This is a genomic window from Carboxylicivirga sediminis (assembly GCF_018156225.1).
In the GTDB taxonomy this organism is placed as follows: domain Bacteria; phylum Bacteroidota; class Bacteroidia; order Bacteroidales; family Marinilabiliaceae; genus Carboxylicivirga; species Carboxylicivirga sediminis.
Genome location: NZ_JAGTAR010000004.1, coordinates 159,623 through 184,100 on the forward strand (window position 1 = coordinate 159,623; position 24,478 = coordinate 184,100).

22 protein-coding genes are annotated in these 24,478 nt (G+C 40.4%); 12 read left to right on the forward strand and 10 right to left on the reverse strand.

Features of this window, described 5'->3' with window-relative positions; all coding sequences use genetic code 11:
- Positions 1-21: 21 nt before the first annotated feature.
- Complete coding sequence (locus tag KDU71_RS04495) at positions 22-414, forward strand: RNA-binding S4 domain-containing protein (protein ID WP_244824831.1); 393 nt, start codon at positions 22-24, stop codon at positions 412-414.
- Between the two features lie 10 nt (positions 415-424).
- Positions 425-967: a DUF4924 family protein gene (locus KDU71_RS04500; protein WP_212188715.1), complete on the forward strand. Its 543-nt coding sequence runs from the start codon at positions 425-427 to the stop codon at positions 965-967.
- On the opposite strand, the gene KDU71_RS04505 is transcribed toward KDU71_RS04500, so the two are convergent.
- The 7 genes from KDU71_RS04505 to KDU71_RS04535 form a co-directional block, all read right to left on the reverse strand.
- A complete protein-coding gene (locus KDU71_RS04505) occupies positions 964-1,320 on the reverse strand; it encodes a DCC1-like thiol-disulfide oxidoreductase family protein (RefSeq protein WP_212188716.1) in 357 nt (118 codons plus the stop codon). The genes KDU71_RS04500 and KDU71_RS04505 overlap by 4 nt on opposite strands.
- A gap of 8 nt (positions 1,321-1,328) precedes the next feature.
- On the reverse strand, positions 1,329-1,508 hold the full coding sequence (locus KDU71_RS04510; protein ID WP_212188717.1) for a hypothetical protein: 180 nt from the start codon (positions 1,506-1,508) through the stop codon (positions 1,329-1,331).
- Positions 1,509-1,659: 151 nt separating this feature from the next.
- Positions 1,660-2,964: an OmpA family protein gene (locus KDU71_RS04515; protein WP_212188718.1), complete on the reverse strand. Its 1,305-nt coding sequence runs from the start codon at positions 2,962-2,964 to the stop codon at positions 1,660-1,662.
- Positions 2,965-2,966: 2 nt separating this feature from the next.
- Positions 2,967-4,283 carry an OmpA family protein gene (locus KDU71_RS04520; protein WP_212188719.1) on the reverse strand — a complete coding sequence of 439 codons (1,317 nt, stop codon included), beginning with the start codon at positions 4,281-4,283 and terminating at the stop codon, positions 2,967-2,969.
- Positions 4,284-4,464: 181 nt separating this feature from the next.
- On the reverse strand, positions 4,465-6,420 hold the full coding sequence (locus KDU71_RS04525; protein ID WP_212188720.1) for a protein-disulfide reductase DsbD family protein: 1,956 nt from the start codon (positions 6,418-6,420) through the stop codon (positions 4,465-4,467).
- A 484-nt stretch (positions 6,421-6,904) separates the two neighbouring features.
- Entirely contained in the window at positions 6,905-8,455 is a 1,551-nt protein-coding gene (locus KDU71_RS04530; protein ID WP_212188721.1) for an Rne/Rng family ribonuclease, read from the reverse strand.
- A 222-nt stretch (positions 8,456-8,677) separates the two neighbouring features.
- Positions 8,678-8,965, reverse strand: coding sequence for an HU family DNA-binding protein (locus KDU71_RS04535; protein ID WP_212188722.1), 288 nt, complete (start codon positions 8,963-8,965; stop codon positions 8,678-8,680).
- Positions 8,966-9,087: 122 nt separating this feature from the next.
- Between KDU71_RS04535 and mutY the strand changes: the two genes are divergently transcribed.
- From mutY to KDU71_RS04565, 6 genes are all read left to right on the forward strand, one after another.
- Positions 9,088-10,122, forward strand: coding sequence for an A/G-specific adenine glycosylase (gene mutY / locus KDU71_RS04540; RefSeq protein WP_212188723.1), 1,035 nt, complete (start codon positions 9,088-9,090; stop codon positions 10,120-10,122).
- Positions 10,123-10,187: 65 nt separating this feature from the next.
- The gene (locus KDU71_RS04545) at positions 10,188-10,661 is read left to right on the forward strand and encodes a single-stranded DNA-binding protein (protein WP_212188724.1); all 474 of its coding nucleotides are present in this window, start codon (positions 10,188-10,190) and stop codon (positions 10,659-10,661) included.
- A 24-nt stretch (positions 10,662-10,685) separates the two neighbouring features.
- Positions 10,686-12,008 (forward strand): gliding motility-associated protein GldE, encoded by a 1,323-nt coding sequence (gene gldE, locus KDU71_RS04550; RefSeq protein WP_212188725.1) that lies wholly within the window; start codon positions 10,686-10,688, stop codon positions 12,006-12,008.
- A 2-nt stretch (positions 12,009-12,010) separates the two neighbouring features.
- Positions 12,011-12,598, forward strand: a complete 588-nt coding sequence (gldD, locus tag KDU71_RS04555) for a gliding motility lipoprotein GldD (RefSeq protein WP_212188726.1) — start codon at positions 12,011-12,013, stop codon at positions 12,596-12,598.
- A 3-nt stretch (positions 12,599-12,601) separates the two neighbouring features.
- Complete coding sequence (locus KDU71_RS04560; RefSeq protein ID WP_212188727.1) at positions 12,602-13,225, forward strand: 4'-phosphopantetheinyl transferase family protein; 624 nt, start codon at positions 12,602-12,604, stop codon at positions 13,223-13,225.
- A gap of 11 nt (positions 13,226-13,236) precedes the next feature.
- A complete protein-coding gene (locus tag KDU71_RS04565; protein WP_212188728.1) occupies positions 13,237-13,974 on the forward strand; it encodes a geranylgeranylglyceryl/heptaprenylglyceryl phosphate synthase in 738 nt (245 codons plus the stop codon).
- Here the strand turns inward: KDU71_RS04565 and KDU71_RS04570 are convergent.
- Both KDU71_RS04570 and KDU71_RS04575 read right to left on the reverse strand, forming a co-directional pair.
- Positions 13,964-15,577, reverse strand: coding sequence for an alkaline phosphatase family protein (locus tag KDU71_RS04570; RefSeq protein WP_212188729.1), 1,614 nt, complete (start codon positions 15,575-15,577; stop codon positions 13,964-13,966). The genes KDU71_RS04565 and KDU71_RS04570 overlap by 11 nt on opposite strands.
- 106 nt (positions 15,578-15,683) lie before the next feature.
- Positions 15,684-16,058 carry a DUF190 domain-containing protein gene (locus KDU71_RS04575; protein WP_212188730.1) on the reverse strand — a complete coding sequence of 125 codons (375 nt, stop codon included), beginning with the start codon at positions 16,056-16,058 and terminating at the stop codon, positions 15,684-15,686.
- A 258-nt stretch (positions 16,059-16,316) separates the two neighbouring features.
- On the opposite strand from KDU71_RS04575, the gene KDU71_RS04580 reads away from it, so the two are divergent.
- The gene (locus KDU71_RS04580; RefSeq protein ID WP_212188731.1) at positions 16,317-18,473 is read left to right on the forward strand and encodes an elongation factor G; all 2,157 of its coding nucleotides are present in this window, start codon (positions 16,317-16,319) and stop codon (positions 18,471-18,473) included.
- A 62-nt stretch (positions 18,474-18,535) separates the two neighbouring features.
- Here the strand turns inward: KDU71_RS04580 and KDU71_RS04585 are convergent, their stop codons facing one another.
- Positions 18,536-19,741 carry a T9SS type B sorting domain-containing protein gene (locus KDU71_RS04585; protein ID WP_212188732.1) on the reverse strand — a complete coding sequence of 402 codons (1,206 nt, stop codon included), beginning with the start codon at positions 19,739-19,741 and terminating at the stop codon, positions 18,536-18,538.
- Positions 19,742-19,943: 202 nt separating this feature from the next.
- On the opposite strand from KDU71_RS04585, the gene KDU71_RS23285 reads away from it, so the two are divergent.
- From KDU71_RS23285 to murA, 3 genes are all read left to right on the forward strand, one after another.
- A complete protein-coding gene (locus tag KDU71_RS23285; protein WP_212188733.1) occupies positions 19,944-22,226 on the forward strand; it encodes an ATP-dependent helicase in 2,283 nt (760 codons plus the stop codon).
- Between the two features lie 123 nt (positions 22,227-22,349).
- Positions 22,350-22,952: a DUF4290 domain-containing protein gene (locus KDU71_RS04595; RefSeq protein ID WP_212188734.1), complete on the forward strand. Its 603-nt coding sequence runs from the start codon at positions 22,350-22,352 to the stop codon at positions 22,950-22,952.
- Positions 22,953-22,978: 26 nt separating this feature from the next.
- Positions 22,979-24,283, forward strand: coding sequence for a UDP-N-acetylglucosamine 1-carboxyvinyltransferase (gene murA, locus KDU71_RS04600; protein ID WP_212188735.1), 1,305 nt, complete (start codon positions 22,979-22,981; stop codon positions 24,281-24,283).
- Positions 24,284-24,478 lie beyond the last annotated feature (195 nt).

Below are 24,478 nucleotides of genomic sequence, written 5' to 3' on the forward strand. Positions count from 1 at the left end.
ACAACAAACGCTTTATGAGTGATGAGTGAATCAGGGGTGAGAATCGATAAATATTTATGGGCGGTCAGGCTGTTTAAAACCCGGAGCATTGCAGCAGAAGCATGCAAAAAGGGTAAGGTGATGATTAGTGGCATGCCTGTTAAATCTTCGCGTTTGATTAAAGTTGGTGACGAAATAGATATTCGTATTCCACCAATTGTACGACGATTTAAGGTGCTTGATGTGGCCGAGAAGCGCATGGGTGCCAAACTAACACCTGATTTCGTAAGGGATATAACACCACCTGATCAGATTGAATTACTCGAGTTATCCAAATTAGCCAGTAATGCCAATCGTGCAAGAGGATTAGGTAGACCTACGAAAAAAGACAGACGTGATTTAGAAAGGCTCCAGGAAGGAGAATGGGATTTTTAATTGATAAAGTATGATAGTTGCTCAGCAGAAGAAAAAAGAAAATATTATTGAATATATACTGTATATGTGGCAGGTTGAGGACCTGATACGGGCCAATAAACTCGATATGTCTTTAATAGATAAGCACATTATGCCTGGTTATCAACAGTCCGACGATGTCATCCTCGAAATCAGAGACTGGTGGGCCAACTTAGCTGAAATGATGCGCCTGGAAAATAAGGCAGAGAAAGGACACCTGCAGGTGAATATTAATACAGTTAATGACGTTAACCGCCTGCATAATCAACTGCTGAAAGCACCTAATGAAGTAGCCTATCAGCATCTGTATAATAGTATGGCTGCAACCATTCAGGAGTTCGACAATAAGTCGGGCAACAAGTTATCCAATGATATTGAGATTTGTCTTACGGCTATTTACAGCTCATTTCTGCTAAAGCTAAAGAATCAAAAGGTATCTGAACAGACCGAACTTGCCATTAAGAATTTTAGTAAGCTACTGAGTATGCTTGCCAAAAAGTACAATGAAGAGCAGGCAGGAAAATTGGAACTTTAATTAATGGAACAGGAGGTTGTACCAAACCATTGATACCTGTTTCGAGCCAATGCATAATATAGTTTTTTGAGAAGAAAAGGCGGTAGCAGCATTAGAATAAGTGCAGGCAGATAACATATGCCGCCCATAATCTTTAGTAATTTAATAAGAGCCTTGTCTGCTTCATAACTTTCAGAATTACTTACAATAAGCAATTCTTCAGGTACTTTGATGCTAACTAATTGAAAAGGTATCAGGTTCACTTTTCTGTCAAGGTTGTATTTTTGGAGTTGTTGTACCAAACCAAAACAGAAGTTACACCGGCCATCGTAATAGGCAATAGGTAACTGATTTTCTTTTTTGTACCTTTTCATGTGTGTTTTTATTGCTCAGGTTCGGAGTTATTCGCCGATTCTGATTCTAGTTCTGCCCGATTATCTGATAGATTCGATGATTCTGGCAAAGTATTCGCATTGGGTAAAAAGCCATTGTTTTGGAAGATATCAAAGATGAAGTCCTTGTCGCTTAGGTTTTTACACCGTAGGGCCTTAGTTGTTCTCATATACTCTAGTTTAAGAAGTTACATATGTTGGCAATGTAAACACGATTAATACAGATTGGATTAATCGTGTTTTACCAGATTGTTAATTGTCGTGCAATTCAATCTACTTCTGGTAGCTAAAGGTAAACATAAGGAGCATCAAAAGGTTCAGTTATGGCTTAAATACTACCACATCAGCTCTTCGGTTAATTACCCTAATGGCGCTTCTTTTACTGGTATCTTTTGGTAAAAGCAAATCATCATCTCCCTTGGGGTAGAGCCTGAAGCGTTCCTTTTCTAACCCTAAATCGTCGACAAAATAGGAAAGTACCTGCTCGCAGCGTCGCTTACTGATGTCAAGGTTTTCAAGTGCATTGTCCCTACTGTCATTGTAGCCATAGATATCTACTGTTGAGCCGGGATTTTTCACCATATATAGGCCAATGGTGGCTAAATCTACCTGATCTTTGGTGTCGAGCTTACTGTCAGACGAATCAAAATAAACGGATACCATGTTGTTACTGCCATAAATACGCAACGCATGATGCTTAATAGTAACTGTATCAATTTTAATTATTTTTTTCGATTCAAATTGCTTTAATTCTTCTTCAAGTAATGCTACTTCGTCGGCCAAAGGATCTTTTTTGGGTTTATCAAACACATTAAAGCCATAGCCGCGATGTGTCCACCTGGAGTGACGCTTATCTTTTTTACCAATTTTGTATGCCAAATGAATATTGGTGTACCAATACTTATCATTATCGGCTCCCAGCAACACATTATCAAGTTTATCTTCTATTGACCAGCGCATGGATGTTTCCAATCCAATGTCAAAGCTTCGGTTGATGCGGTATTGGAGCCCAATGCTTAAGGGCACCACCAATTCATTAACGCGGGCTGTTTTTTTATAGGGATCATCAGCATCATAGCCCAAAACCAGGTAGCCTGCTCCGGCATTTTGCGGTGCCCAGTCGCGATAATGAACAACTGAATCAGTGGCTGTGTAATGCACACGTGTACGATAAGATGTCAATCCTACACCAATGCTCAGGTATAAGTTCCATTTATCGCGCATTGGCCCGGGGTAGGCAAACCACTGATTAATATATGTAACTGCGTTAATGGAGTAATCAAATAAGTTTCCAGCGCTATAAAACTGGTCGTTACCAGAGCGGAAATCACTGTTCAAAACCTGAAAGTCAACTGCCCAGGCAGGGTGAATTTGCTTGGATAATTTAACCATTGGCCCAAAATTCCAGTGCCTATCAGGGAGAATAGCATACGATGTTAAATCGTTTTGCATCACAAGTGGCCCATAACCGATGGCTATTGACCAGGTATTGAAAGACTTATCTCTTGAATAGCGCATGTGCTCTTCCAGCTGCCTATGATCAGTTGAGAACTGTGCATGTACGCTTGATGCACAAAAAGCTAATAGGCACAAACAGATAAAGTATATGGATGTAAATCTCATCATGTTTATTCAATGATCACAAATAAATCAACTCGTCGATTCACCAGGTGAAGGCCTCTTGGTGCCAGTTTCTGTGTGTCTGACAGCAGTTCTGCTTCTCCTTTATAGTCTATTTCAAAGCGATTAGGATCGATGTTATAGTCATTGACCAGCGTTCTTAAAGTGGCATTACAACGACGTTGACTCAGCTTTACATTGTATTCGTATGAACCTCTCTCATCACAATAACCAACAATCTTTACACGTAATGATTTATCCTGATTCATGACGTAGGCTACCTTAGCAAGCGACATGTGGGCTTCCTCTGTAATGTCTGACTTGTCAAAATCAAAGAAGATAGAAGCTGATACGCTTTCTTTATACTCAACAGATTCGGTGATGATTGTGCTCGTGTCAGATTTAACCGAGTCAAGCATCGACATGTATTCTATTTGCTTCTTCAGAGAATCAAGCTTTTGAGCCATAGGATCATTATCACGCTGGCGCTTGTAGTTGATATTAAAATCTTTATAGGTCCATGCTGCATGGCGTTTGTTCTTCTTGCCCAGCTTATAGGTAAGATTAACGGAAGCCAGCATATAGCTGTCATTGTCTGCACCAGTCAGGTTTACATCCAGATTGTCAGCACTCATCTGTCGCATCAGAATTTCAGTACCTACATCAAAGCTCTTGCTGATTCGGTATTTTACACCAACACCAAATGGTATCACTACCTCATTTTGCCGACTGGTTTGCTTGTCAGGAGCACCTTCCCCTCTTCTTTCGTAGCCCATCACCAGGTAGTCGGTGGGCAGCCAGCCATGTGGTGTTGGGTAACCCGCAGTGCCTTCGTATACGTCGGAGACAATAAGTACGCGGTTATCCGATAAAGAATGCTGTCTGCTCCGGAAATAAGTCAATCCAATACCAAGTTTTGCATATATGTTCCATTTGTCGCTAATGGGTCCAAATATGGCCAGCTGATTAATATTCAGCGTTCCATTAAGTGAAACGTCATATAGATCACCTTCAAAGTAACGACCGTTCTTTTGACCGTACATATCAGCCATTAGCCATTGTAAATCAATACCCCATGGACGGTTGAACTGCTTGCTGACCATGATGGTTGGCGCAAATTTCCAGTTGCTGTTAGGGAAAGCGGTGTAGTCAATCACATCAACGTAGTAGATTAGGGGGCCTGCGCCAACTGATACCGACCAGGTATTGTATTTGTTCCCTTTGCGATATATCTGCTCTTCTGAAAGTTGTCCAGGGTTGTTCTGTGCTGCTAACCAGATTGGTAGCAGTGCAAAGATCAATATATTTATTAATATCTTGTCCATACGGTTTGGTTTAATGCCAATAATCAGTTAAAGCTATGTTATTTAGCTATTTATAAAAAGAGCTGGGAATAAGATTTTTACTAATCGTTTTATTTTGTCCATTAACGCCAGTAATTATCTGTCAAAAGAAAAGCCCTTCCGAAAATGGAAGGGCTTTATCCGATATATGCGGTATGATTAATTACCTGCTTTTGTATTGTTCTAAGCCATCTAACAGCCAGTTTTTATACTTTTTGATATCCGGGTCGTAAGCCACCGGAGTATTCAATGTCTTTTCGTCTTCATCAATTATTACATAGTATGGCTGACCTTGTTGCTGGTAGCGCTCCATCTGAAATTCAGCCCATTTTTGTCCAACGGTTCTGATTTTCTTACCGGTAATTTCAGATACATAGGGTTCATCAAGTTTCTTACGGTCATCAACATAGAGTGATACCAATATATAATCATTAGCCAGCATAGCTTTGATGGACTCGTTAGACCATACCTTATCCTCCATCTTACGGCAATTGGTACATCCTAATCCTGTGAAATCCAATAGCAATGGTTTGTTAACTTTCTTCGAATAGGCTAAGGCCAAATCGTAATCCTTAAAGGCAGGTATACCTTGAGGTCCATAATGCATTCCTTCGGGCATGCCTCCATGATTATCGTTGCTGCTAACAATGCCCTGTACGGGTGTTTGGTCGCCCACTCCAAATGGAGACTCTGCATAATTCTTTGGAGGAGGGAAGCCACTGATTAGATTTACCGGAGCTCCCCAAAGACCTGGGATCATGTAGATAGTGAAGCTTAATACTAATAATCCCATTAAGAACCTTGATACAGGGATGTATTCCATTGGCGAGTCGTGTGGCAGGCGCAGTTTTCCAAGCAAATAAAAGCCCATTGCGCCAAAAATGGCGATCCAGATAGCTATAAATACTTCCCTTTCGAGAATGTGCCAGCCCATTGTCATATCGGCAATAGATAAGAATTTGAAGGCAAACGCCAGTTCCAGAAAACCGAGGATAACTTTAACTGAGTTAAGCCAGCCACCTGATTTTGGTAATGAATTAAGGTAGCCCGGGAAGGCCGCGAAAAAGGCAAATGGCAGTGCTAAGGCTGATGAGAACCCGAGCATGCCAACGATTGGACCTACTAAGCCTCCTCTTGCTGCATTAACAAGTAATGCTCCAACAATTGGACCTGTACAGCTAAATGATACTAAAGCCAGTGTGAAAGCCATGAAAAATATGCCTAGAAAGCCACCCTTATCTTCATTTTTTGTAGTAAAGTTAACCCATGAACTAGGCATGACTATTTCGAATGCACCAAAAAAGGAGGCTGCAAACACAACGAGCAACAGAAAGAAGAAAAGATTAAACCAAACATTTGTTGATAATTGGTTAAGTGCACTGGCGCCAAAGAAAAATGAAACGACAACACCTAGTAGAAGATATATCACGATGATGGACAGTCCATACAATATTCCATTTCTTATACCTGCTGCCTTTGTGGCACTTGTCTTTGTAAAGAAGCTTACAGTCATCGGAATCATCGGGAATACACAAGGGGTAAGCAAAGCTGCCAAGCCACCACCAAAGGCGAGGAAGAAAATACCCCAGTATGACTCCTCTTCTTCACTTTCGTCCGCACTTTTGCTATCTGTTACTTGTTCAGCTATAGGTGCAGCAGTGTTTACAGTTAACTCGAAGTCCACCATTTCAGGAGGCATGCAGGTTTCGTCATTGCAAATCATTGATTCAATATAACCTTTGATGATAACGTCACCTTCCTGCTTTAATTGAACTACTTTCTTGAAAGTCACTTTCTTATCAAACCATTTTAGTTCGGCACCAAATGTTTCGTCAAAATGCGCAGTAGGTTTTGGCTCTTCAGTTATCCCGTCAAGGATGGAGTATGCTTCGCTTTCTTCAACTTCAATACTAGTTGGGACAGCTGTATTTTCGGGCAATTCTGAAGAGTAAACATGCCATCCGTCATCGATGCTTGCTTCACAAATAATTTCAACCTTTCCGTCTTCCAGGTTATTGGTTGAGAATTTCCAGGTAATGTGTTGCTCCATATCCATCTGGGCATGTGCACCTGTAAAAATGGCCACCAGAAGTGTTAGTGCTGCTAATGTTCTTTTCATGTGTGTAAAATTTTCATTTTATGTGCCACATGGAACTCTCAGGAGTTGCATTCAATGCATATAGCATTTTGATGCGTTCCCTGTTCGTTTCACACGCTTTTTAATTGTTTCAAAATGTCTAATCAGATCGTCTGCAAATTTCAATTTGTCTGATAGTGGACTTTTGTTAATAGGCCTTTGAATTATATTGGATGACTCCATCATAAACCGGCCTTGATACAGCAATATTTAAGCCAACTATCTAAATCTGTACATGTGTACAAAGTTACAACATTTGAGCCTTTTGAAGCCTATGTAAACTTGTTATAGAAACGTTAATATGGCCTCAAAGAGTATGATTTTGCGCACTCTGCTAGCATAAGCAGGCAAAAGGGTATTTGACAAATGTGTTACTTGCAATAAAGACACCTAAAGTGTGAAAGGGGGTGACAGCATGTTCGATAATCCGACATGACTTATATCACTGAAACAAAAAAAGGCTGACCTAAGACAGGTCAACCTCTTGTTTATCATTATCTAATATCTTGAATTCTAGGATTCCTAGTGAGTCGGAAGGTACAATTTTAAGTCCATGCGTATATTTGAACTTCCATTTAAGACTAATGGAAGGAAAACCTTTCTTCAGGTAAGCATGCACCATTGGGTGTACATTCAGGATCAATTTTTTCATTTTCAAGCCTTGCACAGCTTGTTTTACAGCAGTTTCAATCTTTTCGGGCCAGAAAAGTGCCGGAGCAATTTTTCCGGTTCCGTGGCAGGTAGGGCATCCTTCGGCTGTTTTAATATGCATCTCAGGTCTTACGCGTTGGCGGGTGATTTGCATCAAACCAAACTTACTTAAAGGTAAGATGTTGTGTTTGGTTCGATCAGACGCCATAGCCTGTTTCATTTTTTCGAATACCTTTTGGCGATTCTCATTGTTTTGCATATCAATGAAGTCGACAACAATGATGCCTCCCATATCGCGTAATCGTAATTGTCTGGCTATTTCATCTGCAGCAGCCAGGTTTACTTCTAAAGCATTGTTTTCCTGATTAGAAGCCGATTTTGAACGATTACCACTGTTAACATCAATAACATGAAGGGCTTCGGTATGCTCTATGATTAGGTAGGCACCGCTTTTAAATGAAACGGTTTTGCCGAAGAGCGCTTTAATTTGACGGTTCACCATGAACTGATCAAAAATACCAGCTGCACCTTTGTAGTGTTTTACAATCTTTTGTCGGTCGGGGGCTATAAGTCCCACATACTCCTTAATTTCCTTACATACTTCTTCGTCATTTACATAGATTGAGTTGAATGACGGATTCAATATGTCTCTTAATAAAGCAGAAGTACGTCCTATTTCACCCATTACCAAACCAGGAGCTTTCACATCTTTAATGCGCGATGTGTGTTCTTCCCAGCGTTTAACAAGCATTTTTAACTCTTTGTCTAACTCTGCTGCTTGCTTGCCTTCTGCTACGGTTCTGATAATGACGCCGTAGTTTTTAGGTTTGATACTCGTTAAAAGTCGTTTAAGTCGTGCTTTTTCTTCTGATGAAGATAATTTCTGACTAACCGATACTTTATCGGAGAAGGGTAATAGTACAATGTTTCTTCCTGCTATTGAAAGTTCTGATGTTAACCGAGGGCCTTTGGTTGAGATAGGTTCTTTGGCTACCTGAACCAATACATGTTGCCCTGCTGTAAGAACTTCCGGAATGGTCCCGTTTTTGTTAATATCGGGTTCCGGTTTAAGCTTGTGCAATGACACTACTCCTTTCTTCGCTTGTGTTATGTTCAGGAATTTCTGTAGGGAACGAAATTGTGGTCCAAGATCTAGATAATGTAAAAAAGCATCTTTCTCGTAACCTACATCAATAAAGGCGGCATTTAGTCCGGGCATAATTTTTTTGACTTTGCCCAAGTAAATATCGCCAACCGCAAATTGAACATTGCTGGTCTCCTTACGGAGTTCAACTAAGCGCTTATCTTCCATTAATGCTAATGAAAGATGATCAGGAGTGACATCTACAAACAGTTCTGCATTCACTATATGATCGCAATTTTATTTCAAAGATCGTTGTATATAAATACAAACAACAAACAGAAAGTGTTACACTTTCTGTTTGTAAAAATTTTAAGACGTAAAGAAGATTACTTCTTCTTCTTATGACGATTTTTTCTTAATCTTTTCTTACGCTTGTGCGTAGCCATCTTATGTCTTTTTCTCTTTTTTCCACTTGGCATGGCTCAACGTTTTAAATGGTTATAATTATTTCTTTACGTTATTCTTAACTTTTGTTACAAAGCTCTTAGAAGGCTTGAACGAAGGAATGAAGTGGGCTGGAATAATAATAGTAGTATTCTTAGAGATGTTACGAGCTGTTTTTTCAGCGCGCTCTTTCACTACGAAAGAACCGAAACCTCTTAAATATACGTTCTTACCTTTAACCAAAGAACCTTTGATAGTATCCATAAAAGCCTCAACAGTCTTCTGAACTGTAACTTTTTCAATTCCAGTATTTTTTGAAATTTCGTTTACGATATCAGCCTTTGTCATTTTTTCTTAAAATTATTTAATTATCAATTATTTACAGTCGTTTTCTAAAATTCAGATTGCAAAGATAAATGAAATCTCAATAAAAAAAAACAAATGCATTATTTTTGCTTAAAATTTTAATAATGACGGATTTCGGAATAAAATTGCTACAATGGTATCATGTTAATAAAAGGTCGCTCCCATGGCGCTCAGTTAATGATCCATATAAAGTATGGCTATCAGAGATTATACTGCAGCAAACCCAGGTTGTGCAAGGTCTTGCGTACTATGAGCGATTTGTTCAGGAGTTCCCGGATGTGCACAGTTTAGCTAAGGCTTCAGAGGAAAAAGTGTTGAAGTTGTGGCAAGGGTTGGGATATTATTCACGAGCAAGAAATCTGCACGCGACTGCGCGTTCTATTAGAACTGAACTAAATGGGATCTTTCCATCAACCTACAAGGATATTCTCAAGCTAAAAGGAATTGGGCCTTATACAGCGGCTGCTATCAGTTCCTTTTGTTTTGGCGAACCACGAGCGGCCATTGATGGAAATGTGTATCGGTTTATTTCGCGACTTAAAGGAATACACACTCCCATTGATACTACCGAAGGAAAGAAGGAATTTGCCTTAATGGCAGAAGTTTTATTGAATAAGAATGAGCCTGGCGATCATAACCAGGCCATGATTGAGTATGGTGCATTAGTGTGTAAGCCTGCCAACCCCATGTGTAACGAGTGCATTTTTAATAATGACTGCATAGCCTTTAGTCAAAGAACAGTGCCCGAGTTGCCTGCTAAGTCGAAGAAACTTAAACAGCGTCCGCGCTATTTCAACTACTTTCTTATAGAAAATGAAGGAGCTGTTTACCTGGAAAAGCGTTCGGGAAATGATATTTGGAAGAACCTTTATCAATTGCCGCTGAAGGAGACTGAACATGAAGTTAGATCTGAAGATTTGTCTGGTGAGTTGGGAACAGAGGTGGTGTTAATTGCTCAAAAGAAGCATATTTTGAGCCACCAGGTGATTAACGCCTCCTTTTACTTTGCAGATAATTCAGTTGTAAATGGTCTCGAGGGTGATTATGTTCTGGTCGGCTTAAACGAAATTATGAACTATCCCTTTTCACAATTGGTCGCTAATTTTCTTGATGAAAGAATCCGAGTTAGGCAGGATTAATCTACTTTTGTTTTAACTTTAAAGTTTTGTATTTTTAAAATTATTTAAACCTAAACAGTAAAACCATGTCGGTTAATAAAGTAATTTTAGTTGGTAATGTAGGTAAAGACCCGGAAGTTCGATATCTGGATAATGATGTTGCAGTTGCAAATTTCTCGTTGGCAACAACAGAACGTGGCTATACAGGTAGAGATGGACAGACTGTGCCTGACAGAACTGAATGGCATAACATAGTAGCATGGAGAGGTTTGGCAAAAGTGGTTGAGAACTTTGTGAAGAAGGGAACGCAGTTGTTTATTGAGGGTAAGATCAGGACGCGTTCATACGACGATAAAGATGGCAACAAACGTTATGTTACGGAAATCTATGCCGATAATTTGCAGCTTCTTGGACGAAAATCCGATAATCCGGCTACAGGCGAGCAGGGTGGTGGTATGGCATCGTCATCTCAGCCTACCCAGCCGAGTGCACCAATGAATACGCCAGCCCAGGAAGATACTTTTTTAGGTAATGACGAAACTGATGATTTACCATTCTAATTTCTTTAACTTAAAAGTACTTGTTTGGAAACCGATAGTATTAGTACAATAATCTCCTCCAGCTCTTCGGGGCTGGATTTTTTACCTTTTACAATAGGCACGCTTTTCGCTATTATTATCAATTTGTGCCTTTTGCTGTTGTCAGCATTAATCTCAGGTTCTGAAGTGGCCTATTTTTCTCTAGAGCCCAGTGATTTAAAGTCCTTAAAGGAAAACCAGAGTAAAAAAAACAAGCTGGTGCTCAGTCACCTTAAGAATAAGGAAACACTTCTGGCAACTATCTTAATCAGCAATAATTTCGTCAATGTAGCCATTGTTATTCTCACATCTTTTGTGGCAGCAACTATTGTCGATTTTGGCGAAGACACAATTATCAAATTTGTTTTTGAGGTCATCTTTATAACCGGCATCATCCTGTTCTTTGGTGAGATTTTGCCTAAAGTTTATGCTTCGCAATACCCGCGGAAATTTGCTGGTTTTATGGCTTATCCGCTGATGGTGTTAACCCGCATTCTGAAACCATTGAGTATTGTGTTGACGCAGTCCACCAGTATTGTCAATCGCCGGATTGCTAAAAAAGTAGGCAGCCTGTCTATGGATGACATTTCACAAGCTTTGGAATTGACGGGGAGTGATATTTCAGAAGAGAAAGATATTCTCGAAGGGATTGTCAAGTTTGGGAATATTGATGTGTCAGAAATTATGACCGCACGCGTTGATGTGATTGATGTGGAGATAAAGAGCAACTATAACAAGGTGCTGCAGGTTATCATTGATTCAGGCTACTCACGTATTCCGGTTTTTGAAGAAACACCGGATAATGTGAAAGGCATCCTGTATGTGAAAGATTTATTGGCACACCTTGATGAAGGGCCTGAATTTGAATGGCAATCCCTCATAAGAAAGGCGTATTATGTGCCTGAAACAAAAATGATTAATGATTTACTGGAAGAGTTTCAGGCGCAAAAAATTCATATGGCCATTGTTGTTGACGAGTATGGAGGCACTATGGGAATTGTCACTTTGGAAGATATATTAGAAGAAATTGTTGGCGATATTAGTGATGAACTGGACGATGATGAAGAATATTTCACTAGGATGCCAGATGGCTCAATCGTATTTGAGGCGAAGGTGCTATTAAATGATTTCCATAAAATCACCGAGACGGACGAAGAACTATTCGCCAAAGTGAGGGGCGAAGCCGAAACATTGGCCGGATTAATTCTTGAGCTAAAAGGACAAATTCCTCAAAAGAATGATGTTATCAAGCATGGTGACTGTGTTTTTACGATTGTAGCAGCCGATAACAGGCGGATAAAAAAAGTGAAGTTCGAAATAAAGAAGTAGGTATGCTAAGAGTTATTATGAGGCTGGGGTTAATGTTATTGGTTGTAATGTTTGTGGCAAGTGCCTGCCGCCAGAAAACTACGCCCAAGCCAAGGGGCTATTTCAGAATTGTTTTGCCCGAAAAGGACTACCAGGCATTTGACCAGCCATTTCCTTATCAGTTTGAATATCCTTCTTATGCCAAAGCTATGCCCGATACCAGTGTTAACGCTGAGGCATACTGGTTGAATATTGTTTTTCCGGAGATGAATGGCCAGATTCATATCAGTTATAAGGCAGTTAATGATAACTTTAATGACCTGTTGGAAGATAGCCGTAAGTTAGCTTATAAGCATACGATTAAGGCTGATGCGATTAACGAACGCATGTTTTACAATGAGCAAAAGCAGGTGATGGGCATTCTTTATGAGATTAAAGGGAATGCGGCCTCACCACTTCAGTTTTTTGCCACTGACAGCTTACGTCATTTTATTCGGGGCTCATTATATTTTAATGCCAAACCTAATCAGGATAGCCTGGCTCCAGTGATTGGTTTTGTTGAAGAGGATGTCATTCGTCTTATGGAAACGCTTGAATGGACTAACAGATAACTGATGCCTTTTGATAAACGAATAGATATATCAGCGCACCATAAGGTGGCGGTATGGAAGATTGAGGAGAGTGTTGGGCAGTTAAAGCATTTATTAGGCGTTTCAGCAAAAGATGAAGCAGTTGTAAACGCTTTTAGACTTGACAAACGGAAGCAGGAGTGGTTGGCATCGCGCTTGTTACTGAAAGAAATATTAGGCTTTTATCCTGAGCTGATTTATGTGGAAAACGGAAAGCCAACCTTGGCTAATGGTTCATCATATATCAGTATTTCGCATACCGATGGTTTCGCAGCAGTGAGTATGTCAGATCAGCCAACAGCCATTGATATTGAAAAGTGCCAGGCAAGAGTTGAAAAGGTCGCCAGCCGGTTTGTTCATCCCGATGAAGCAAGTTATATCGAAAATAAAAAGAAGTTAAATTACCTGACTTTATTGTGGTCAGCCAAGGAGGCCCTTTATAAGTATTACAATGTTTATGGAGTAATATTTAAAGAGCAATTCAAGATACATCCGTTTCAGTTAAGCACCGAAGGTGATTTGTTGTGCGATTTTGTAAATCAGAACACCCTTAGTAAACTGCAACTGACGTATCTTGCAAATGAAGCTTATACATTGGTCTATTGTTAATGACGAATAAAATGGTTTATAAACAGATAGAAGAACAATACCATAAAGGAAAGAAACAGTTGGCATTTCTAATCGATCCTGATAAATTTTCCTTCGATAAGATGGCAGAGCTAAATGAGGTTTTAACTTCATCAAAGCCCGATTTGCTGCTTGTGGGAGGTAGTCTTATTAGTAATGATACGAGCAGGTTCGTCAGAGAATTGAAGAAGCATGTCAGTCAGCCGATGGTGCTTTATCCTGGTTCATCCATTCAGTTGTGCCGTGAAGTGGATGCAGTGCTGTTTTTGTCATTAATTTCAGGCCGTAACCCCGAGTTTCTGATAAGTCATCATGTGGCAGCTGCTCCGCATATTAAAGCAAATGATATTGAGGCAATTCCTACAGGTTATATGTTAATTGACGGAGACTCCAATACCTCAGTTCAATACATCAGTCAAACATTGCCCATCCCTTCTGAGAAATTGGATATTGCTGTTGCAACTGCGCTTGCAGGCCAATACCTGGGTATGAAAATGATTTATATGGACGCAGGCAGCGGTGCTTTGCAGCCCATATCACAAGCAATGATAAGAGCGGTGCAGGCAGCTGTTGATGTTCCGCTAATGATTGGCGGCGGTATTCGAAGTGTTGATGATTTATTAAGAGCCTATGAAGCTGGAGCCGACCTGGTGGTGGTGGGCAACGTGCTTGAGCAGGACTTGTCGTTACTAAATGATTTTCATGAAGTAGTTGAGCGGTTTAATAGATAAGTCCGGGTAATGGTTCGCCTTCACAGCCATTGGGAAATGGTATCTGCAGGAAGGAACAGATGGTTGGTGCAAAATGGGTCATCGGAGTTGTTTGGTAGACATTTTGCGGATTAATTTTCCAGCCATACATGATCAAAGGATGGTACGAGCCATTCCAGTTGCGGGCAATCTTCTGGCCATTCGGCAGCTCTTCAAACCAGCCCGGATTGATTTTAATAGCTATATCACCCGAACGATCCGGATGATAATTAAGTTTCAGGCTCCGTAATGAGGCAATGTCTGAAGCCGAGAAGCGAAGCTCAGAAATAGGTATTGCATATGCAACCCCTTCCATATCACTGATGAAGCTAGCTGCTTCCTCCTTTACTTTGTTAAGATCGATCTTTCGCTCTGCAATCAATGCGTGGTTTAAAAAAATCTGGCCATCATTATAAGTCATTATCCATTTCCCTTGTCCATATTTAGCCATCAAAAACAGATTGGCCAGAGAAGCAGCCTTTTGGCCGCTAAATATACCAGTCGGCACATCGCCTTTGGTATTTTCTACTGCCGGGCGGGTTGGTGTAGAAACTGAGCTTAATGTGATAAGTGCTTTTTCAAGACCGACTTCTTTGTCAATTGTTTTTAATATATCAGCTATTTCCAAATCGAGCCGCAGCAACATATCCTGTGTCTCGGCATCAAAGCCGCCATCGGGATTTCCATGCACTGATTTAGCTGTGAATTGCAATACAATAACATCGGTTACGGAACCTTTGCCATAATTTTCATTAATAATCTGCGAGACAGTAAAATCGCGAATTAGTTTATTGCCAAAAGGCGAGTGAATAACAGGCAGGTACGCACCTTCACCAGCTTGTTTGGTTAGTGAGTATAAGAATGATGAAGCATGCTCGCGTTCTTCTCTGAAGTACTTCATCTGATGGTACTGGTTGAGGTTTTTAAGTGGCCCCCATTCGCGATTACTGTAGGTGTCTAACAGCTTCATGTTATTAAAATCAGTGACCCATTCGGGTACTGCTTGCGTGGTGTCGGCTGTGGTGATCGATATAAAATTGCCCGTTTTATTATCTATCTGGTAAATGTGATCTGGCGTATGCCCGCCATTCCAAACCAAATAATTGGGATTAATACCTATGGCAGTCACCCTTGAGGTGCCATTGTTTATATACTTTAATTCATCGGTAATAGTTGAAGTTAAAAGTCTTTCTGTTGATGGATAACTTATGGATTGATCATTAGCGTTTGTTATATCACCGTAAAGGGCGTTTACTTCTTTGTTTCTGATATAATCGTACCACCAGTCTGATACTATTCCATGTGTAGAAGGGTTGCAACCGGTGGCCAGGGTGGCCAATTTGGCCCCATAATAGTTGGTGGCCGACTGGTAGGTGGCGTTTCTGAAAAATGCCCCTCCGTTAATCAACCTGTTAAAGCCATTGTCAGAGAACTGGTCTCTAAACGCCACAATTTGTTCAGTACTTAATTGATCAATCAGAATAAATACAACCAGTTTTGGTTGTTGTGACGGAACACGTTGTCCAAAGCTCAACGTTAATGCCGCCATTATAAATAGTAGGAGTGAAATGCCTTGTTTAATCATTGTCTTAATTAAAGTCAGCGCCAAATATAATTAAGAAAGCAGCTTTGCGCAAACTTTAGGAGGTGAGTGTGGGTATATTCTAATCAGGCAAAATTATAGCATAAAATCATTTGTTTTTAAGCTCAGAATGGCTGCTTTTACTGCTTTTGTATAAGACAACATCAACGGCTTCAGTGAAGATGATGCCTCCGCAATTGGCTTTTTCCAGCAGCTTGGTGGCTATTTCGGCAAAGCTGTTGATGCGCTCAATGCGATCAATGAGCTCTATTACAATAGGATGGTTAGTTGTTAATGAAAAGACCTTGCTGTTATTTAAAATACTATCAGCACCATACGAGAGCATGCCTTTATATACAGTAATACCAGCCATTTTGTATTTTTTGGCAGCAAATACAACGGCTTCATATAAAGGTCGCTGGTATACTCTGTCATCTTCTTCGATGATCAATTTTAGTTTTTGAGCTTCTCCTTCTAAAACCATTGTGCGAGTGTTAACAAGTGAGAGGTCAAATTACGGAGATTAACTTTCAATTTCAACTGAATCAATTGGAGATAGGGTTTATTAAAGTAATTAAATAAAGAAAAAGACATCGGAAAATCGCACAATTAAAAGGTGCTAAAATGTTGATATTGGGAAGGTACTTTGCTTTCAAGAAGCTTGTATGTTATCTAAATATTACTAATTTTACGGATACCCATAATTTACCTAAAATATTTACAAACTCTTAAATTAAGCTTTATGAAAGTATACCAAGCTGATCAAATAAAAAATCTGGCGCTACTTGGTGGTAGCGGCTCTGGTAAAACCACCCTCGCTGAAGCAATGTTATTCGAAGGCGGGGTCATTAAGCGTCGTGGTGACGTTGAAAGCAATAATACAGTATCAGATTATAACCGAGTGGAACATGAATATGGTTACTCGGTTTTTTCGTCTGTACTATTTACCGAATATCTAGGACGTAAATTTAATATTATCGACTGTCCGGGTTCCGATGACTTTATTGGTGGTGCCATTACTTCCCTTAATGTGACAGATACAGCGCTTATGGTTTTGAATTCAACGCAGGGTGTTGAAGTTGGTACCGAGAATCTTTTCAGGTACACAGATGACCATAAGAAACCGGTTATTTTCGTGGTTAACCAGTTAGATCACGAAAAAGCCAACTATGAGCAAACCATTGAACAGGCCAAAGAGGTGTTTGGCAATAAGGTGGTGGTAGTGCAATACCCGGTTAGTGTAGGAGCTGATTTTAATGCCGTTGTGGATGTGTTAAAAATGAAGATGTACCAATGGGGTCCCGACGGAGGCGAGCCTGAGATACTTGATATTCCTGCAGATCAGAAGGCGATGGCTGATGAGCTGCATAATACATTGGTTGAGGCAGCTGCTGAAAATGACGAATCATTGATGGAACTTTATTTTGAAGAAGGGACATTAAATGAGGACCAGATGCGACAGGGTATCCATAAGGGTTTAATTGCCAGAGATATGTTTCCTGTTTTTTGCGTGTCTGCCAAGAAAGATATGGGCGGACGCCGTTTAATGGAATTTTTAGGTAATGTGGTGCCAAATGTATCAGAAATGCCTGTGCCGGTAACTAATGATGGTACAGAGGTGCCTTATGATGTTAATGGGCCAACATCTTTATTTGTGTTTAAAACAAGTATTGAGCCGCACCTTGGTGAAGTATCTTACTTCAAGGTCATGTCTGGCCAGGTAGAAGAAGGCATGGATCTGATCAATGCCAACCGCAATGCCAAAGAGCGCATCGCACAGTTGTACTGCATGGCCGGTAATAACCGCCATAAAGTTGAAAAACTGGTGGCTGGTGATATTGGTGTTACTGTAAAGCTTAAAGAAACGCATACCAACCATACTTTAAATAGTAAAGGAACAGACTTTATTTTTGATGCCATCAAATATCCTAATCCAAAATACAGAACAGCCATTAAAGCAGTTAATGAAAGCGATGATGAGAAATTAGGTGAAGTGCTACAGCGTATGCACGAAGAGGATCCAACCTTAAGTGTTGAGTATTCAAAAGAGCTGAAGCAGATTATTGTGTTTGGTATGGGTGAGTTCCACCTGAATACCATGAAATGGCGCATTGAGAACAATGATAAGATAGAAATTGAATTCCTTTCACCACGTATCCCTTACCGCGAGACGATTACAAAAGTGGCCAAAGCCGATTATCGTCACAAGAAGCAGTCTGGTGGTTCAGGTCAGTTTGGTGAAGTACACATGATAATTGAACCTTATTACGAGGATATGCCAACACCATCATCCATGAAAATTGATGGGCATGAGCTTAAATTAAATGTGAAGGGCACGGAAGAACATAAGCTGCCTTGGGGAGGTAAGTTGGTGTACAATAACTGTATTGTTGGTGGTGCCATTGATGCCCGTTTTATGCCTGCTATCCTGAAAGGGATTATGGAAAAAATGGAAGAAGGTCCATTGACAGGTTCGTATGCTCGTGATATTCGGGTTTGGGTGTATGATGGTAAGATGCACCAGGTTGACTCTAATGAAATATCGTTCAAGTTAGCTGGTCGACATGCTTTTAGTGAAGCATTTAAGAATGCCGGTCCAAAAATTCTGGAGCCAATTTATAATGTGGAAGTGAAAGTGCCTAGTGATAGAATGGGAGATGTGATGAGTGATTTACAAGGACGTCGGGCCATGATTGAAGGTATGTCCAGTGAAAAGGGATTTGAGGTTATTAAGGCTAAGGTGCCTTTGAAGGAAATGAATAAGTACTCAACCTCATTGAGCAGTATCACAGGTGGACGTGCTTTTTATACCATGTCATTTGCTCAGTACGACAAGGTGCCACCAGAAATTCAGGTGGAACTGATTAAGGCCTTTGAAGCTGAAGAGAAAGATGATTAAGATGCATATTATAAAAGAAAAGGAGGGTGAAGGCCCTCCTTTTTTTATGCTTTGGTATAGCCTTAATTAACAATTAGATGAACTAGGCCTTCCAGTTCTGCTTTTTCTTTTGGATTAAAGCCCTCGGCTTCTATTTTATAGAAATAGACGCCAGGCTCCGCTTTACGATTGCCGATGCGCCCGTTCCATCCCACTTCCGGATTGCTCGTGTGAAAAACCTTACGCCCCCATCGATTATAGATAACCATGGTGAATTTATTCACCGAACGGAATAGTACCCTGAACTCATCATTGTCGCCCGGAGTGCTAAATGGTGTAAAGGCATTGGGCACTTTAACTACCATCTCGCTAACTGTGAATACCTCAGGTTCGGTTTCACTTTCACATCCTGCATCGAGGTTTCTGACGATTAATACCACCGGGTAGCCATTCTCTGCAAACTTCTGGAAAGTAAAGATCGGATTCGCTACAAAATCTTTACCTGCATCGCCAAATGTCCATTCCCAATCCGTAACCTTACCTAATGATTCATCGGTAAAGCGAACCACCATCGGGGCCGAGCCTTCAGTGGCCTCGTTATCCGCTGTGCCTTCTGTTTCAAAAGTATATTTGGCTTCCACGGCAATAGCCGAATAGGATTTGCTGGCTTCCGCCGGAGCTATGTCAGGTGCAAACTTACCACCCACCACAACTGAGTATTCTGTATCTTCTGTTGGTGCATCAATAAATGCGGTGTAGTCGCTACTACCCGAAACAGGACCAGAAGGAGCAGAGCTCCACTCGTAGCCATAATCAACGGTGAGTGAATTGTTGTCGCTTTTGTGTTTGAAGTAAGTCAGTGTTTTGTTTTGGGTAAAAGTAGTGAGGCGCAAATTATCACATGAAGCAAAAGGTATACCCACAGAGTCAATCTGAGCATCAGGCACAAAATTCCAGCAGTAGTGGTTGGTTCTGTTGCCACTGGCGTCTTCCACCTCTACCCGATAGCCATTTTCCCCTATTGAATTAAGCATGCTACCGGTTGAACCGGGCATTATCTCAAACGACCCTGAATTGGTTGAATACTGGTACCATTGGTAGTTGATGCCTGGAGGAGCAGTCAGTGTAGCCACATTAATGTCCTGATAAAAGAAGATGGGATCTTCCTCTACTCCACCGCCATATTGTGTTGGCTCGGAGTAAAAGGCATTGGAGCTTATTTGTGCATGGATTTGTGGCAATATCAGTGTTGCCAGTATCAGGATGAGTAAGGATCGAACTATTTGCATCGTTTTGATATAGTTAATCAACGCAGACTGCTATTAAAACATATTTGACAACGGTCTGGCGCAAAAAGACTGTTATTTTATTCAAAGCTATAATAAATCTTCTAACGATAAAAAGGTAGGGATTATTACATTACAAATTCGTTGTTTACAAATGAACTTCTATTTTTGCAAGAGTAAGTTCATCAATCAAAATCATTAGATAGTGCAGGATTATTTAGAGGGGTTAAATGATGCCCAGCGGAGTGCTGTGGTCGAAACAGAAGGGCCATCGTTGGTGATTGCCGGTGCTGGTTCTGGGAAAACACGAGTGTTAACGTTTCGTATAGCACACTTGCTGCAGCAGGGCGTTAAACCATACAGGGTATTGGCGCTAACTTTTACCAACAAAGCCGCCAGGGAGATGAAAGAACGTATTGGCTCAGTGGTAGGTCAGGGTATTGCCGGTAGTCTTTGGATGGGTACTTTTCACTCCATATTTGCGCGTATCCTGCGCTTCGAATCGAAACACCTGGGCTATCCATCGTCTTTTACCATCTATGATACACAGGACTCAAAGAACCTGATCAAGAGTATTGTGAAAAGGATGAAGCTCAATGAAAAAGCGTATAAGCCAGGTAGTGTACTGTCTCGCATCTCAGCTGCTAAAAATGATTTGGTAACACCGGTTGTATATGCACGAGATGTGAATCGTACAGCCCACGATAAGGCTTCACAAATGCCCATGATTTATGAGATCTATGCTCAATATATGAAGGAGTGTTATAAATCTGGTGCGATGGATTTTGATGACTTGTTGTTGAACACTAATATTTTGTTTCGTGATTTTCCGGATGTGCTTAAAAAATATCAGGACCAGTTCGATTATGTGATGGTAGATGAGTATCAGGATACCAACTACTCACAATACCTGATTATAAAGAAGCTGGCCGAGAAGCATCAGAATATATGCGTAGTTGGTGACGATGCGCAGAGTATATATAGTTTTAGGGGAGCCAAAATTGAGAACATCCTCAACTTTAGAAATGATTATCCAGGTTATAAGTTGTTTAAACTGGAGCAAAACTATCGCTCTTCACAAAATATTGTGAATGCAGCTAATAGTATAATTGCCAAAAATAAAGGGCAGATTCAGAAAAATGTTTTCTCGGCCAACGATGAAGGGAGTAGAGTTCGCGTGTTAAAGGCCTACTCCGATGTAGAGGAAGGGTTTTTAATTACGAATGATATCTTTGAGCGCCGTATGAAAGAGCATTGCGAGTATAAGGATTTTGCAATTCTCTATCGTACCAATGCTCAGTCAAGGGTGTTTGAGGAAGCTCTTCGTAAAAAGAATCTACCATATAAAATATATGGAGGGTTGTCCTTTTATCAACGCAAAGAAATTAAAGATTTACTGGCATATTTCAGACTCACCATTAACCCAGCCGATCAGGAAGCGCTTAAGCGAGTGATTAATTATCCCGCACGTGGTATTGGAAAAACAACAATGGATAAGCTAACGGCTGCTGCTGATAACAGTGATAAGAGTTTATGGAATGTCCTTATTAATCCAAATATTACACAATTAGGGATTAATGCAGGTACGCAAAAGAAGTTGGCTGGCTTTGTGGCACTCATTGCACAGTTCAAAGCACAACTTGAAAACCTCTCGGCTTATGAATTGGCAGCGGAAATTGCGTCTGCCAGTGGCATCATGAAAGATTTACACAATGATAAGTCAATTGAAGGACAGGGGCGTATTGATAACATTGATGAACTTTTAAACGGTATTAAGGAATTTACTGAAACCCGGCAGGAGGAGGGCGAAGCGGCTCAGTTGGTTAACTTCCTTGAGGATGTGGCCTTGCTGACCGACCAGGATAATGATAAGGCTGACGATATTAATAAGGTTACTTTAATGACTATTCACTCCGCCAAGGGATTGGAGTTTAAAAATGTTTATATCGTTGGTGTTGAAGAAGGGCTGTTCCCGGCCACTCAATCGACCGATAGTGAGAAAAATCTGGAAGAGGAACGTCGGCTGTTTTATGTTGCGGTGACACGTGCAGAAACGAATGCGACCATATCGTTTGCGCGTTCTCGCTATAAGTATGGAGAGCTGACCTATAGCCGTCCCAGTCGTTTTATTGGCGACATTGATCAGGCATTTCTCGATATCAACCCGGAAGATTTTGTGGGTAATGAGCGGCCTCAGCCATCGTTCCGAAAACCTTTGGGTTCGCAGCCATCACCCACGCTCAAGCCACGCATTCGCATGAACTATACGTCATCAGGGGCAGGAGCTGAAAAACCAAAGCTTAAATTTCAATCATCAAACACAAATGGACTACAAGCAGGTATGAAGGTGGAACATGAGCGTTTTGGTGTTGGAGAGGTGATTAGTATTGAGGGAGTTGAGCCGAATGTAAAAGCCACTGTCAGGTTCGTTAATGCAGGGCAGAAACAATTATTACTCAAATTTGCCAAACTAAAAATTTTGAATTAGTTTTGTGGCATTCGGTTACTGCGCTAATTAACAACACGGTAACACTACTCCTAAGTAAAGAAAAGAAAGTTCCGAGAACAACCGCCGTTTGAAGAATAAATAAGTAAGATTTAATATCTATTAATGGATTACAATTCTAATCGAAAAAATTTGATTCTGCCCGAATATGGCCGTCATATTCAAAAAATGGTTGACCACGCTGTTACCATTGAGGATCGTGAAGAAAGAACCAAGTGTGCTAAAACAATAATTGGCATCATGGGTAATATGTTTCCACATTTACGTGACGTAAATGATTTTAAGCACAAGCTTTGGGATCATCTGGCTATTATGGCTGATTTTAATTTGGATATTGACTATCCGTATGAGTTGTTGGAGAAAGAAACACTTACCAAACGGCCCGACAAAATACCTTATAAGAACAGTAAGATAAGTTATAAACATTACGGTGAACTGGTTGAGAAGATGATTGAACAGGCCATTCTTCTGGAAGATGAGACCGAGCGAAAGCACTTGAACGTAATGATTGCCAATCATATGAAGAAGTCACTGTTTATATGGAATAAGGATTCGGTGACGGATGAACGGATTTTTGACGATCTTAAAAGAATGTCAAAAGGTAAGCTGGAGGTTGAAGAAGGAACAAAGTTAACGGAGTTTAAAGAACAACCTCAGAACAGAAACCGCGGGAAAAAGCGCCCTCAAAATAAGCCAAAGAAAAAGTAGCTAGTTATCCTCTAAGCCTTGACAAAATGAATTGCTTTGAAATCGAAGGCGGTCACCGTCTAAAAGGAGAAATTACACCCCAAGGTGCCAAAAATGAAGCCTTACAGGTGATATGTGCTGTGTTATTAACTTCAGATACTGTAAGAATTAATAATATTCCGGATATTGTTGATGTTAATAATCTGATTGATCTTTTGGGTGTGATGGGGGTTGTTATCAATCGTATTAACAGAAATACCTGTGAATTTACTGCGGCTGATGTTAATCTTGAATTTCTTCAATCTGTTGATTTCAAAAAAAGAGCTTCATCGCTGAGAGGCTCAATTATGATTATGGGGCCGCTACTGGCTCGTTTCGGTAAGGCTTATTTCCCAAAACCAGGTGGTGATAAAATTGGACGCCGTCGTTTGGATACCCATTTTATTGGGTTTGAAAAGTTGGGAGCTACCTTTAATTTCGATGCCGAGGATATTTTTTATACGGTTGAGGCCTCAGCTATGAAAGGTACTTACATGCTGCTTGATGAAGCATCGGTTACAGGTACTGCAAATATTTTAATGGCTGCTGTGCTAACTCCTGGCAAGACTACTATTTATAATGCTGCATGTGAGCCTTATTTGCAACAACTTTCCAAGATGTTGATTAGCATGGGAGCTAAAATATCTGGTGTTGGATCGAACTTACTTGAAATTGAAGGTGTTTCTGAATTAAAAGGTTGTGACCATACCATATTGCCTGATATGATTGAGGTAGGTAGTTTTATTGGTATGGCTGCCATGACCAGTTCTGAAATTACCATTAAAAACGTAGGCGTTGAACAATTAGGTATTATCCCGATGATGTTTCAGCGAATGGGGATTAACCTTCAGGTAGTGGGTGATGATATTTATATACCAACACAAGAACATTACGAGATTGATACCTTTATTGATGGCTCCATAATGACCATTGCTGATGCACCATGGCCTGGATTAACACCTGACCTGCTTAGTGTTTTCCTGGTTGTTGCCACGCAAGCAAAAGGGAGTGTGCTTATTCATCAGAAGATGTTTGAAAGCCGATTATTCTTTGTTGATAAGTTAATAGATATGGGAGCGCGTATTATCCTTTGCGATCCTCACCGGGCAACCGTTATTGGACTTAATAAAGAAAATGCATTGAGAGGGGCTAACCTGACTTCACCTGACATTCGTGCCGGAGTAGCCTTATTGATAGCAGCTCTTTCGGCCCAGGGAAAAAGCACTATCCAAAATATTGAACAGATAGATCGTGGCTATCAGAATATTGATGGGCGACTTCAAAACCTAGGCGCTCGAATTAAACGTATTTAAAGAAATATTAACAAATATTGTGCAACAAACAGGCTGATAATTCGCCTGTTTAGACTCATTCTATCCTATTCTTTGTTTTTTCTATTGGCTTAAGGCATTGAATGTCAATACCATTCACTTTGCTCCTGCATAATATAAAAATAGATTTAAGATTTACAAGTCGTCAAAATATTGTACGCTCGGGCGGCAATATTT